The sequence below is a fragment of the Flavobacterium sp. 90 genome, from assembly GCF_004339525.1.
GTDB lineage: Bacteria > Bacteroidota > Bacteroidia > Flavobacteriales > Flavobacteriaceae > Flavobacterium.
The window spans coordinates 2,395,249-2,410,317 of sequence record NZ_SMGE01000001.1; the positions used below are offsets into that span (position 1 = coordinate 2,395,249).

Here is a 15,069-nt window from a genome sequence, read left to right on the forward strand (position 1 = left end):
TGGTGGAAGACAAGAATGTGACAGAATAGGGTAATTTTAAAAGGGCTTTAAAAGTGTTTTTGCTTAAAAATGAGCTATTTACCTCTTTAACATACCTTTAGAATAATCGATAAAAAGCAAACTAAAAAAAATACTATCTTTACCGATCAAACGTTTATGAACTTAAGTTGCTTTTTTGCAACACTACATATATAATTATGGCATGTACAAGTTGTTCAACCTCAGATGGTGGCGCACCAAAGGGTTGTAAAAATAATGGGACTTGCGGCACCGATAGCTGCAATAAATTGACGGTTTTTGACTGGCTCGCAAACATGAGTCCGTCTAATGGAGAAGCTATTTTTGACTGTGTTGAGGTTCGTTTTAAAAACGGACGTAAGGAATTCTTCAGAAATTCAGAAAAATTAACTTTAAGTATTGGTGATATTGTAGCTACTGTTGCATCACCTGGACATGATATTGGGATTGTTACTTTGACAGGAGAATTGGTTAAAATTCAAATGAAGAAAAAAGGCGTAAATCACGAAAGTAATGAAGTGCCAAAAATTTACCGAAAAGCATCTCAAAAAGACATTGATATTTGGTCTGTAGCACGTGATCGTGAAGAGCCTATGAAGGTTCGTGCACGTGAATTGGCAATTCAGCATAAATTGGAAATGAAAATTTCTGATATTGAATTTCAGGGAGATGGATCAAAAGCTACTTTTTACTACACGGCAAATGACAGAGTCGATTTTAGACTTTTGATTAAAGATTTTGCAAAAGAATTCAGTACCAGAGTTGAAATGAAACAAGTTGGTTTCCGTCAGGAAGCTGCTCGTTTGGGCGGAATTGGTTCTTGCGGAAGAGAGCTTTGCTGTTCAACTTGGCTTACAGATTTTAGAAGTGTAAATACATCTGCAGCAAGATATCAGCAACTATCATTAAATCCACAAAAATTGGCCGGACAATGCGGGAAATTAAAGTGTTGCTTAAATTACGAGCTTGATACTTATATGGATGCATTGAAAGATTTCCCTGATTATGATACTAAATTGGTAACAGAAAAAGGAGATGCAGTTTGCCAAAAACAAGATATTTTTAAAGGATTAATGTGGTTTGCTTACACGAATAATTTTGCAAATTGGCATGTTTTAAAAATTGATCAGGTAAAAGAAATTATCGCAGAAAATAAGTTGAAAAACAAAGTTTCTTCGTTAGAAGATTTTGCTGTTGAAATTACTTCGGAGCCTGAAAAAGACTTTAATAATGCAATGGGTCAGGAAAGTTTAACTCGTTTTGATCAGCCAAAAAGAAAGAAAAAACCAAATCGCAAGCGCAAACCAAATGCAGAAGCAGCGATTGTGGCAACTCCAAACAAACCTCAGGCAGCTCCAAATCAGAATAAACCTGCTGGAGGAAATCCTAATAAAGGAAATAATCAGAACAAAGGAAATAAACCGAATAATAATAACAAGCCGAATCAATCGAATAAGCCAAACAATTCGAATGAAAACAAACCGGCTGAACCTAGAAAACCTATAATTATTACTAAAAATGAGAATAAAAAATAGCGGAATTCTTCTTTTGGTAGCCATTCTTCTTTTTTCTTGTGATAAAAAAAGAGTGTTTGATCAGTACAAATCTGTTGGAAGTGCATGGCATAAAGACAGCATTGTAACCTTCGATTTGCCAGTTTTGGATTCCACAAAAAGATACAATTTATTTGTAAATTTGAGAGACAATAACAATTATCCGTTCAATAATTTGTTTTTGATTGTTGCTACAGAAACGCCAAGCGGTTTCACCAAAGTAGATACTTTAGAATATCAAATGGCAAATCCGGACGGAACTTTGCTTGGAAATGGTTTTACAGATATCAAAGAAAGTAAACTGTTTTATAAAGAAGACGTAAAGTTTAGAGGAAAATACAAAGTACACATCAAACAAGCCGTTAGAGAATCGGGAAAAATTCCGGGAGTTCAGGCTTTAGATGGTATTACAGACGTAGGTTTTAGAATAGAACAAAAAGATTAGAAAAATAGTTATATGGCCACCAAGAAAAACAATCAACCTAATAGTAATAAGGATATTAACTACTATAAAAAGAAATTCTGGAGAATTTTTGCTTATACCTTATTGGGTATTTTAGCTTTCTTTTTATTTGCATCATGGGGATTATTCGGATCAATGCCTTCTTTTGAAGATTTAGAAAATCCGGATTCCAATTTAGCGACCGAAATTATTTCGTCTGACGGAGTAGTTATTGGTAAGTATTTTAAAACCAACAGATCACAACTTAAATACTCAGATTTACCAAAAAGTCTGGTTGAAGCTTTGGTTGCCACTGAAGATGCTCGTTTTTATGAACATTCAGGAATCGACGGACGCGGAACTTTAAGAGCTGTTTTTAGTTTAGGAACCAATGGTGGAGCAAGTACATTATCGCAACAATTAGCTAAACAATTGTTTCATGGTGAAGGGTCTAAGTTTCTGCCTTTCAGGATTGTACAGAAAATAAAAGAGTGGATAATCGCCATTCGTCTGGAAAGACAATATACCAAAAATGAAATTTTGGCAATGTATTGCAACGTTTATGATTTTGGAAATTATTCTGTTGGAGTAAGTTCAGCAGCTCAAACTTATTTCTCTAAAGACCCGAAAGATTTAACAATGGATGAATCCGCTATTTTAGTGGGAATGTTCAAAAATTCAGGATTATACAATCCGGTTCGTAATCCTGAAGGAGTAAAAAATCGTCGTAATGTTGTACTTTCTCAAATGGAGAAAGCAAAGATGATTACTGAATCTGAAAAATTGAGATTACAAGCTTTACCAATTACTTTAAAATTCAAATTAGAAAGTCACCGCGAAGGAACAGCTACTTATTTCAGAGAGTATCTACGTGATTACATGAAAAAATGGGTTGCTGAAAATAAAAAACCAGACGGTTCTGATTATGATATCTACAAAGATGGATTGAAGATTTACACCACAATCGATTCAAGAATGCAATTACATGCTGAAGAAGCGGTTTCTGAACACATGAAAAATTTGCAACAACAGTTTTTCATCGAACAGAAAAATAATAAAAATGCACCTTTCGTAAATATCACTCAGGCAGAAACAGATAAACTGATGATGCAAGCCATGAAAAACTCAACACGTTGGGCAATCATGAAAGATATGGATAAAAGCGAAGATGATATCATTGCTTCATTCAAAGTAAAAACAAAAATGCGCATATTTACCTGGAAAGGAGAGCGTGATACAACAATGACGCCAATGGATTCCATTCGTTATTTTAAACACTTCTTGCAATCAGGTTTAATGGCGATGGAACCTCAAACCGGAAATATCAAAGCATGGGTTGGTGGAATTAATTATAAATATTTCCAATATGATCACGTTGGGCAAGGAGCAAGACAAGTAGGATCTACATTTAAACCATTTGTTTATGCTACGGCAATCGAACAATTAAATATGTCTCCTTGTGATTCTATTCTCGACGGACCATTTATGATTCACAAAGGACGTCATAATGTGACTGCAGATTGGGAGCCAAGAAATTCTGATAACAGATACCGTGGAATGGTAACTTTAAAACAAGGTCTTGCAAATTCTATCAATACAGTTTCGGCTAAATTGATTGATCGTGTTGGTCCGGAAGCTGTTGTAGAATTGACACATAAATTAGGTGTAAAAACTGAAATTCCTGCTCAGCCTTCTATCGCTTTAGGAGCAGTAGATATTACGGTTGAAGATATGGTCGCAGCATACAGTACGTTTGCCAATCAGGGAGTTTATGTTAAGCCACAGTTTTTATCTCGTATCGAAAACAAAAGCGGAGAGGTTATTTATGAGCCAATTCCGGAATCTCATGATGTTTTAAATAAAGATATTGCTTTTGCCGTAATTAAGTTACTAGAAGGAGTTACAGAAACTGGTTCTGGTGCTCGTTTACGTACAGAAGGAGGAGGAAGTGGAGATAACCGTTGGACAGGATATCCATATGTATTTAGAAACCCAATTGCGGGAAAAACAGGAACAACACAAAATCAATCAGACGGTTGGTTTATGGGAATGGTTCCAAATTTAGTAACCGGTGTTTGGGTTGGTTGTGAAGACCGTTCAGCACGTTTCAAGAGTTTAACTTACGGACAAGGAGCTACAGCGGCATTGCCAATTTGGGGATATTTCATGAAGCTTTGCTACGCAGATCCAGGACTTCAGGTTTCTAAATCTGAGTTTGAAAGACCTGCAAATCTTTCGATAAAAGTAGATTGCTATAGCAGGCCAGCAGTAGTAAAAGATACGACTCAAACAGAACAAAATACAGACGAATTCGAATTGTAGTTTAAAGTTCTGTTTTAAATATAAATTATCCTTTTGTGATCTTCTGAAATTCGGAAGAATACAAAAGGATTTTTTTATGGAATAGATTCCGTAGCCATAGCCCGAGGTTTCAACCTTGGGACACGAATCGTGATTGTGTTATTTGCCCCAAAGATTGAAGCCGCTGGTAATGTTTAAAGCGGTTACAAAACATATCGAAATATACTCCGCTAGGAGTTAAAGGTTGGTAGTAAATGTTGATGACAAATAATGACAGAGCATCCAGAATGTCCCGTAGGGACTAAACATTAAGAACAATGCATTTTCTACCGATATTTAATTTCTCCGAGATATATTTATATGTTGTTGAATATTGGTAATTAAAGCGGTTAAAATAAAGCTAATTAAAAAGATTACGAAATCGTTATAATTTAATCTAAAAATCTTATTTTTATCAAAAATATACAGTAATAAAGACAGTTTGTTATGATTACAAAAAAAGTAAATAACGTTCAGGACGCTATACAAGGAATCGAAAGCGGAATGACCATTATGTTTGGTGGTTTTGGCTTATGCGGAATTCCTGAGAATACTATTGCAGCATTAGTAAATACTTCGATTTCAGATTTAACGTGCATTTCGAATAATGCGGGAGTTGATGATTTTGGTTTAGGATTGCTTTTGCAGAAAAAACAAGTCAAAAAAATGATTTCGTCTTATGTTGGCGAAAACGCCGAATTCGAGCGTCAAATGCTTTCAGGTGAACTTGAGGTTGAATTAACTCCACAAGGAACCTTAGCGGAGCGTTGTCGTGCTGCACAAGCCGGAATTCCAGCTTTCTTTACACCTGCAGGTTATGGAACGGAAGTTGCGGAAGGAAAAGAAGTTCGTGAATTCAACGGAAAAATGCATATCATGGAAGAAGCTTTTAAAGCCGAATTCGCGATTGTAAAAGCATGGAAAGGTGACGAAGCCGGAAATCTTATCTTTAAAGGCACTGCAAGAAACTTTAATGCGTGTATGGCTGGAGCAGGAAAAATAACCATTGCCGAAGTTGAAGAATTAGTTCCCGTAGGAACATTAGATCCAAATCAAATTCATATTCCGGGAATTATGGTACAGCGTATTTTTCAGGGAGAAAAGTTTGAGAAGAGAATCGAGCAGAGAACAGTAAGACAGAGGGGTTAATTAGATAATGAGATAATTTGTAAATTAGATAATTTGTCAATTGCTTAGATTGTGCGTATTGTAATATTGTTCAATTTTATCATTGAAATCTTATGTGAAATAGATTATTAAAGACGAAAGCAACTATGTTGCGTTAGTATATTTTTTTTATAAAGATAATTGTAAATCAAATTATTAGAGTCTATTATATAAAGTGAAATATTATATAATTTCAAATTGAGTAATTTGAACATTTTTTACAATAAAAATAATTTATTTTATTTTGATAATTAGATGTTTACGATGAATTACATAAAGCAAAGAATTATCTAATTTTCTAATTGACACATTTTCTAATTAAATAAGAACCTTAAAAAGCCGTATTAAATGAAGAAATTCTTTGTAATTCTGTTTCTGTCTTTTCAGATGTTTGCTCAAACAACAAATGAACTTCGGCAACAATTGAATCAAATTATTGCAAGTAAAAATGCGACCGTCGGAATATCTATAAAAAGCATTGAAGATAAAGATACTTTAAGTATTAACGGAAATTTGAAAGCTCCTTTGATGAGTGTTTTTAAATTTCATATTGCGTTGACGGTTTTAAATTTGGTGGATGAAGGTAAGCTTTCTTTGACGCAGGAAATTTTTATTAAAAAGAAAGATTTACATGAAGATACCTGGAGTCCAATGAAAGAAGATTATCCGGATGGAAATGTGAAGTTAACTTTAGATAAAATATTGAGATATACTGTTTCGCATAGCGATAATAATGGCTGTGATATTCTTATTGATTTGGTTGGCGGTACAAAAGTGGTGCAGAAATTTATCAATAAGCAAGGAATCAAAGACTTCGTTATTAAAGTCAACGAAGAACAAATGAAAAATTGGAAAAATCTTTATATCAACACAACAACTCCGTTGGCAGCAACTGAATTATTGGAAAATTTTTATAAAGGAGAAATTCTAAAAGAAGAAACTACCAAGTATTTGTATCAAATAATGGTAGAAACCTCAAGAGGGCTTACGTGGTTGAAAGCAGGACTTCCTGAAAATACAGAATTGGCACACAGAACCGGAATTTCGGGAACAAATGATGCTAATTTGAGAGTTGCAATGAATGACATTGGGATTGTAAAACTCCCAAACGGAAAACATTTTATTATTTCTGTGTTTTTGAAAAACATAACAGAAAGTAAAGAAAATACAGAAAAAATAATTTCAGATATAGCGAGAGCAACTTGGGATTATTTCATTAAAAAGTAATTAGATAATTAGTCAATTTGATAATGAGATAATTGATATAGATTGCGCATAGTAATGCATTATCTCATTATCAAATTGACTAATTGGCACATTAATAAATTAACACATTAAAAAGATATGTTAACAAAAGAAGATATTGCAAAACGAATTGCAAAAGAAGTAAAAGACAGATATTTTGTGAATCTTGGAATTGGGATTCCAACTTTGGTTGCCAATTATGTGAGAGAAGATATTGCAGTTGAATTTCAAAGTGAAAATGGTGTTCTGGGAATGGGACCATTTCCTTTTGCCGGAGAAGAAGACGCTGATATCATTAACGCAGGAAAACAAACCATTACGACATTGCCGGGAGCGAGTTTCTTTGATTCTGCTTTTAGTTTTGGAATGATTCGCAGTCAAAAAGTAGATTTGACGATTCTGGGAGCAATGGAAGTTTCAGAAAATGGCGATATTGCCAATTGGAAGATTCCGGGAAAAATGGTGAAAGGAATGGGAGGAGCTATGGATTTAGTAGCTTCCGCCGAAAATATTATCGTTGCAATGATGCATGTAAACAAAGCGGGAGAATCTAAAATACTAAAAAAATGCACTTTGCCATTAACTGGTGTAGGTTGTGTAAAAAAGGTAGTAACAGAACTTGCTGTTCTGGAAGTGACCGAAAAAGGGTTTAAACTCTTAGAACGAGCACCTGGTATTTCTGTGGAACATATTATTGCATCTACAGAAGCTGAATTAATAATTGAAGGCAATATTCCGGAAATGGATATCCGATAAATTCTTACTTTTATAATAATGGCGTATGAAGGCTGGCTTTTAAAAAGGCTGGCCTTTTTTTGTACGAATAATTTAAGAATCCACGAACTGCCTTTTTCCAGTAAAATTGGGATCTCCGCTGTTTTTAATCGTTTAATATATTATAAATCAATAGAATAATTAATTTTAGCCCTTTGTTTTTGAGAAATCTTCATAGTTTGTTAAATAAATGTGAATTTTAGGTAAAAAATGTTGCATTTTATCGATTAAAGGCAAATTTCATCGATTATCTAACATAAATAAAATACTTTTATCTCGAAATAAAGTATTTACTTACATTAAATATTTTGTTTGTAATCCATTTAACCAAACTAAAATACCAAATTTATTATGGAAAGAAAATTACCCAAAATTATGGCCGGGACAGTTGTTATTCTTACATTTTCGCTATCAGGATTTGCACAGAATACCGACAAAAGAGTAAGTCAGAAAAGTGTCTCTGAAAACGGACAACCAAGTTTAATCACATTTAGTGAAAAATCCAGTTACAAGGAAGCAGATTATAATACTGTTTTTAAAGAACAACTAGGATTAAAAGAAAATCAGTCTTTTTCTAAGGTTAAAAAAGAATCAGACAAAGAAGGTTTTACGCATGAAAAGTTTCAATTGTATGAACAAGGAGTAAAAGTAGAATTTGCTAATTATACGATTCACTCCAAAGAGGGAAAAGTAGTTTCGATGAACGGAGAGTTTTATAAGCTCGAAAATGTCAAAACAACGCCTAAATTATCAAGTCAGGCAGCTTTTGATAAAGCAATTGCTTACACAGGAGCAAAACAGTATTTATGGGAAACTCCTGCAGATGCTGCTGCAATGGATTATAAAAAACCAAAAGGCGAACTTGTTTTGCTTCCATCAATGGATGACCAAGGCAAGGAAAGAAAAAGCGATAAAGTTCGTTTGGCCTACAAGTTTGATATTTATGCTACAAAACCATTGAGTCGTGGAGATCTTTACATCGATGCTCAAACTGGAGAAGCTTTGTTTTATAATGCAACAATAAAACATTTAGGCGAAAATAGTCATGGAAGATTCATGTCGGCTGCAGCCAAAGAACAAAGCAAAAACGCAACTTCAAAATTAGCGATTGTTGCCGCAAATGCTGCAACACGTTATAGCGGAACTCAAACTATTCAGACAACTTTAAGCGGATCTTCGTATATTTTATCTGATGGTACTCGTGGAAATGGAGTTCAGACTTACAATTCGGCGAAGACCGCAACTTATCCAACAACCAACTTTACGGATGCAGATAATAACTGGACAGCAGCCGAGTATAATAATACAAACAAAGACAATGGCGCGCTTGATGCACATTGGGGAGCTGAAATGACTTATGATTATTGGTCAGCCGTACACGGAAGAAACAGTTATGATAATGCCGGAGCAAAAATCAAAAGTTATGTGCATTATAATTTAGTTGCTGCGGGATATCCGGATAATAATAACGCATTTTGGAACGGAAGTGTTATGACTTACGGTGACGGAAGCGGAACCGGAGGATTTGATATCTTAACAGCGCTTGATGTTGCAGGACACGAAATAGGTCATGCGGTTTGTACTTATACAGCAAATTTGGCATATCAAAAAGAATCCGGAGCGATGAACGAAGCATTCTCTGATATTTGGGGAGCTTGTATCGAATATCGTGCTGCACCAACAAAATCGACTTGGTTAGTAGGAGAAGATATCGAAAGAAGAAGTGGGCATCTTGCTTTACGTTCGATGAGCGATCCAAATTCTGAAGGACAGCCAGATACTTATGGCGGAACTTATTGGGTAAATGTAAATTGTACGCCAACAAATAATAATGACCAATGTGGTGTTCATACCAATTCAGGAGTATTAAATCACTGGTTTTATATTTTGTCTGTAGGTAAAACAGGAACAAATGATATTGGAAACGCTTACAACGTAACCGGAATCACAATTGACAAAGCAGCAAAAATTGCTTTCCGTTTAGAAAGTGTTTATTTAACTTCAAATTCTACTTATGCAAACGCTAGAACTTCAGGAATTCAATCGGCTATTGATTTATACGGAGCTGGTTCTGCAGAAGTTATTGCAACTACAAACGCGTTTTATGCTGTAGGAGTTGGTGCTGCATATTCAGGATCTACAGATACAGTTGCTCCAAGTGCTCCAACAGCTCTTGCTGCTGCGGGAACAACAGGATCAAGTACTAATTTAACCTGGACAGCTTCTACAGATAATGTAGCCGTTACCGGATATGATATCTATCAAGGAGCAACTCTAAAAGGTTCTTCTACAACAACAAGTTATACTGTAACTGGATTAACAGCTTTGACAGCTTATACTTTTACGGTGAAAGCCAAAGATGCCGCAGGAAATGTTTCGGCAGCGAGTAATGCTGTGAATGTTACGACTACAGCAGCTTCAGTAGCTTATTGTACATCAAAAGGAAATAGCGCTACAGACGAGAGAATCTCAAAAGTTGTTTTTGGAACTATCAATAAAACTTCTACAGCAACAACTGGATATGAAGATTTTACTGCTACTTCTACAAATGCAGCGCAAGGAACTGCGTACACAATAACAATTACGCCAACATGGACTTCATCTGTTTACAGCGAAGGATATGCTGTTTTCATTGACTACAATCAAGATGGTGATTTTTCAGATTCAGGAGAAACTGTTTTCACAAAAGCAGCGTCAACAGCTTCAACAGCAACAGGATCAATTACAATTCCTGCAACGGCAACTTTGGGAACAACAAGACTTAGAGTTTCAATGAAATACAATGCAATTCCAACTTCTTGTGAATCTTTCTCTTATGGTCAAGTAGAAGATTATACTATAAACATAACTGCTTCAGGTGGAATTGTAAGTGAAGATGTTACTGCAGGATTAGTTGAAACAGTTGAAACTTCAAGTTTTGCTTTATATCCGAATCCGGTTGGAGGTGAACTGAACGTTTCATTTGCAAACAGTGAAGGTTATTCTTTTAGAATCATAAACACATTAGGTCAGCAATTAAAAACTGGTCTACTTTCTGGAAATCTTGTTGATGTAAGCAACTTGAGCACTGGAATTTATATTATCGAATTGAATAAAGACGACAAAAAAATCGTTAAGAAATTCGTTAAGAAATAATTAAATTGAAATTAGTAAAAATGAAAAGCCTCGCAATTTGCGAGGCTTTTTTATGAAGATTTGTGAAGTTATAATCTCGCAAAGACGCAAAGTCGCAAAGTTTTTTCTCATTTTATGTCATCTTGACGTAAGGAAGAATCTCTGCAAAGTAAATCGTTGAAAGGAACGCGGATGACACAGATTCGCTTTGCGAAAACGCAGATTTACACGGATTTTTTCTTGGGTTTATGATTTTAAAACAAACAAAAACCGCCCAAATGAGCGGTTTCTTCATATATAAAAACTTTGCGTCTCTGCTGCGACTTTGCGCGACTAAAAAAGTTACAAGAAACCTTAGCTATCTTTTCGGTTAAATATAAAATTAAAACTTTAAATGTTAAAGTGTAAAACTCATACGTCCAAAGTAGTAAGCTCCAGTAGTTCCCATTTGAACCGGCGCATATTTAAATACTCCGTAGTAACTGTTTTCGTAAATTTGTTTGTCCGGGAAAATGTCAAACAAGTTATTTGCACCCAAAGCAATCTGAATTTTTGGAGTTATTTTGTAAGCAACAGTTAAATCAGTAACCACTTTTCCGTTATGTTTCTGGATTCCTCCAAAAGGGAAACCGTCACGAATTACTTCTCCAAAATAAGTATTTCTCAATAAAAAGTTCCATTTTGTTAGACTATAATTGATTGCGAAAGTACCTTTATGTTTTGGCGTATTCGTTTCGATTAAACTTCTTTCCTGCGGACCATAATACACATCTTCTTGACCAATAAACAAAGGCGGAATATTATTCAACTGATCATCAACTTTGTTAGCATTGTAGTTGTATAATAGCGAAAGATTCATTTTTCCGGGACCAACATTTAGGTCATAATCAATAACCATATCGACTCCGTTTGTAGTGGTGTTGATCGCATTCGTAAAGAAACGACCCGTTTGAGCGCCATATTGAGCAAATAAATCACGAAGCGCCGGAACAGGTTCTCCGTAAGCATCGTTTCCTAAATTTCCCGTAAGGATAATTCTGTTGTCAATTCTAATGTGATAATAATCAGCCGTAATGTGTAATTTTTTGGTTGGAGAAAAAACAATTCCAAAGCTATAGTTTCTTGAAGTTTCTTCTTTTAATTTCGGAATTCCCAGTTCTTTAGCAACCTGACTATCATTTCTAAAAATACCCGAATTTAGAAGTTGTCCGTCAACAACATCTGTTGCGATATTATTGAAGAATTGTTGGTGTAACGAAGGCGCTCTAAAACCTGTACTAATGGCACCACGAACAAATAGATTGTCTAAGATTTTGTATCTCGCAGATAATTTTCCGTTAATCGTATTTCCAAAATCAGTGAAATCTTCGTAACGACCCGCAACTCCAATTAATAATTTTTCCGTAACATCAGCTTCAACATCAGCATAAACGCCAACGCTGTTTCTGTTTTCGTTTACAGCATTCAAAGGAGAAAATCCGGGGAACGATTGTGCTCCGCCATTAATATATGAATTCTCTTCGCCCGGAACAATTTTGTATTTTTCAAAACGATATTCACCTCCAAAAGCAACATTCAAACCATGAAAAACATCTTTATACAATCGAGAAATATCAGCATTGACCGTGTTTTGTAAAAACGAGTGATTTCCGGCCTTAAAATCTGTTGGACTATTATCACCTAAGGAAACGTTGTTTGTGTTCGATACATCGTAAATAAACTTGTTTTCACCAATAGTATTACTCAAGTCCAGTTTCCATTCTCCAAATTTAAATTTAAAACCAACAGAAGAAGAAAGATCCGTTACAACAGAATTTAATTCCGGTTGAAATCCGAAAGGGAAAATAGAAGCGACAACATTCTCCGTTTCACTTGGTAAACGTCTAAAACCAAAACCTGTTCCTTCTCTATGACTTACGCCACCATTTGCATAAAATTCGATTTGATCGTTTAACGGAATTGAAGTATTAAAGAATCCCTGAATATTTTGGATTTTTGCATCTCCAATCTGAAAATTGAAATCATCACGTTTCAATCCATTTTGAGCTAATAAATCATCATCAATTTGACGAGATTGAGCGGGATTATCAGCAAAATCATAAGCAAAGAAATTGCCTTGCGCCGATTGATCGAAGATAATCAGGTTGTTGTTTTGAGAGCGATTCGTTTTTTCGCGGTTATTAAATTCACCGGTTAAGTTGATAAAACCTCCTTTATTTCCAATTTTTGCTCCGTAGTTTAAGTTCACATTTGTAGTCTGACCATCATCTCGAGATGTTGAACCATAAGTTGCATTTACTTCAAGACCCGCGTTATCTTTTAAAACCAAATTGATTACACCAGCAATTGCATCAGAACCATATTGAGCTGCTGCACCATCACGCAAAACTTCAATACGTTTTATGGACGAAGCCGGAATAGCACTTAAATCTGTACCAACAGACCCGTTTCCAACCGTATTTTGGTAGTTTACCAATGAGGTAGTATGTCTTCTTTTTCCATTAACCAAAACCAAAACCTGATCAGGACCTAAACCTCTCAAGGAAGCCGGATCAATATGTTCGGTTCCATCTGCCGAAGATTGACGGTTTGAATTAAAAGACGGAATCATATACGTCAAAATATCGTTTGTCGTAGTTTGTGGCGTTATGTTTCTGATTTTAGCCAAGTTTACAACATCAACAGGAACTGCCGTTTCAAGTTTGCTCTTCTTAGGATTTCTACTTCCTACAACTACAATTTCGTCAAGACTATTGTTTTCCAAAGCTAATTGTACATCTACAAAATGGTCTTTTGCCACCAATTCTTTCGTTTGATAGCCAAATAGCGATACAATTAATGTTGGATTATTAGCCGAAGCGTTAATTGTAAATTTTCCTAAAGCATCACTTGTAGTATTGGTTTGAGTTCCTTTGATAAGAACAGTTGCAAATTCCAACGGATTTCCATTTTCATTTGTAATAGTCCCTTTTATCTCGTGATTCTGTGCAAAAAACAAAGTACTCGATAAAGTGAGAATTGCGGTTAGCACAATTTGTAATTTTTTTCTCATTGGTGAATTTGGTTTTGAATATGATGTAATAATTTTTCTTCAAACAGAAGAAATGCAAAGTAATTGTCTAGTATTTATATAGACTTATGAATAAAATGCAAATGTAATTGTAAATAATTAAAATCGATTTATAAAATATCATTATTTGTGATATCAACGTGTCAATTTTTAGGTTTAATGAAATATCTTTGCTGAAAATTTAAAAAGAGAAAAAATGAAATTAAGATTGTTACTTTTTTTGTGCGCTATTACATTTAATGTTTTTTCGCAAAATAACGTATTGGTTTTTCAATCAGATTTTGGTTTGAAAGATGGGGCAGTATCTGCTATGAAAGGGGTTGCGATGGGAGTTTCAACCGATTTGAAAATATTTGATGTAACTCACGAAATTCCGGCATTTAATATTTGGGAAGCCGCATATCGTTTGTCTCAAACGGCACAATATTATCCTGCAGGAACTGTTTTTGTTTCAGTTTGTGATCCTGGAGTTGGTACTTCGAGACATTCAGTTGTTCTATTGACCAAATCAGGACATTATTTTGTAACTCCGGATAACGGAACTTTAACTTTAATCGCTGAACAATTAGGAATTCAGGAAATTCGTGAAATCGATGAAGTAAAAAACCGTCGTCAGAATTCAAATGAATCTTATACGTTTCACGGTCGCGATGTTTACGCTTTTACCGGAGCGCGTTTAGCATCAAAAACAATTACGTTTGAAGAAGTTGGACCAAAATTGCCAAACGAAGTAGTGAAAATCGAATATCAAAAACCAGTTTTCGAAAAAGGAATTATCAAAGGCGGAATTCCAATTTTGGACATTCAATACGGAAACGTTTGGACAAATATTGATAAAAAGACTTTTGCTAATTTAGACGTGAAAGCTGGAGATATAGTTAAAATCCAGATTTTCAAAGGAACTAAAAAAGTTTATGACGGAAAATTAAAATTGGTACACACTTTTGGAGAAGTTCCGGTTGGTACTGATGTTTGTTATTTCAACAGTCTTCTGAATTTTTCATTAGCCGTAAATCAAGGAAGTTTCTCAGAAAAATACAAAATCTACAGCGGAGCAGATTGGAGTATTTTGCTAAGCAAATAATACAGCTATTATAATATTTAAGAATATCCCATAAAACAAAAAACCGCTCATTTGAGCGGTTTTTTGTTTTGTCAGGCTGAGCGAAGTCGAAGCCCGTTACAATTGGCAAACCTTCGACTTCGCTCAGGATGACATTTGAATTCATTAGAACAAAAAAACCGCTCATTTGAGCGGTTTTTGTTTTATATAAACTTTGCGTATCTGCGACTTTGCGAGAAATACATTGCGAACTTCGCGTAAAACTTCGCGCGCTTTGCGGTTA

At 34.9% G+C, this 15,069-nt stretch carries 9 protein-coding genes; 8 read left to right on the top strand and 1 reads right to left on the bottom strand.

Annotated features, from left to right (window positions below; genetic code table 11):
* Positions 1-197 precede the first annotated feature (197 nt).
* From ricT to C8C83_RS09680, 7 genes are all read left to right on the top strand, one after another.
* On the top strand, positions 198-1,553 hold the full coding sequence (gene ricT, locus C8C83_RS09650; RefSeq protein WP_121328181.1) for a regulatory iron-sulfur-containing complex subunit RicT: 1,356 nt from the start codon (positions 198-200) through the stop codon (positions 1,551-1,553).
* Positions 1,537-2,016 carry a gliding motility lipoprotein GldH gene (locus C8C83_RS09655; protein WP_121328183.1) on the top strand — a complete coding sequence of 160 codons (480 nt, stop codon included), beginning with the start codon at positions 1,537-1,539 and terminating at the stop codon, positions 2,014-2,016. Before ricT ends, C8C83_RS09655 begins: the two co-directional genes overlap by 17 nt.
* 12 nt (positions 2,017-2,028) lie before the next feature.
* Positions 2,029-4,335, top strand: a complete 2,307-nt coding sequence (locus C8C83_RS09660; RefSeq protein ID WP_121328185.1) for a transglycosylase domain-containing protein — start codon at positions 2,029-2,031, stop codon at positions 4,333-4,335.
* A 465-nt stretch (positions 4,336-4,800) separates the two neighbouring features.
* Positions 4,801-5,502 (top strand): CoA transferase subunit A, encoded by a 702-nt coding sequence (locus tag C8C83_RS09665; RefSeq protein ID WP_121328187.1) that lies wholly within the window; start codon positions 4,801-4,803, stop codon positions 5,500-5,502.
* A 366-nt stretch (positions 5,503-5,868) separates the two neighbouring features.
* On the top strand, positions 5,869-6,747 hold the full coding sequence (gene bla / locus C8C83_RS09670; protein WP_121328189.1) for a class A beta-lactamase, subclass A2: 879 nt from the start codon (positions 5,869-5,871) through the stop codon (positions 6,745-6,747).
* Positions 6,748-6,864: 117 nt separating this feature from the next.
* The gene (locus tag C8C83_RS09675; protein WP_121328191.1) at positions 6,865-7,521 is read left to right on the top strand and encodes a CoA transferase subunit B; all 657 of its coding nucleotides are present in this window, start codon (positions 6,865-6,867) and stop codon (positions 7,519-7,521) included.
* A 369-nt stretch (positions 7,522-7,890) separates the two neighbouring features.
* Positions 7,891-10,674, top strand: a complete 2,784-nt coding sequence (locus tag C8C83_RS09680; protein WP_121328193.1) for a M4 family metallopeptidase — start codon at positions 7,891-7,893, stop codon at positions 10,672-10,674.
* Positions 10,675-11,050: 376 nt separating this feature from the next.
* Here the strand turns inward: C8C83_RS09680 and C8C83_RS09685 are convergent, their stop codons facing one another.
* Complete coding sequence (locus tag C8C83_RS09685) at positions 11,051-13,705, bottom strand: TonB-dependent receptor (protein WP_121328195.1); 2,655 nt, start codon at positions 13,703-13,705, stop codon at positions 11,051-11,053.
* Positions 13,706-13,919: 214 nt separating this feature from the next.
* On the opposite strand from C8C83_RS09685, the gene C8C83_RS09690 reads away from it, so the two are divergent.
* Positions 13,920-14,807, top strand: coding sequence for an S-adenosyl-l-methionine hydroxide adenosyltransferase family protein (locus C8C83_RS09690; RefSeq protein WP_121328197.1), 888 nt, complete (start codon positions 13,920-13,922; stop codon positions 14,805-14,807).
* Positions 14,808-15,069: the final 262 nt, after the last annotated feature.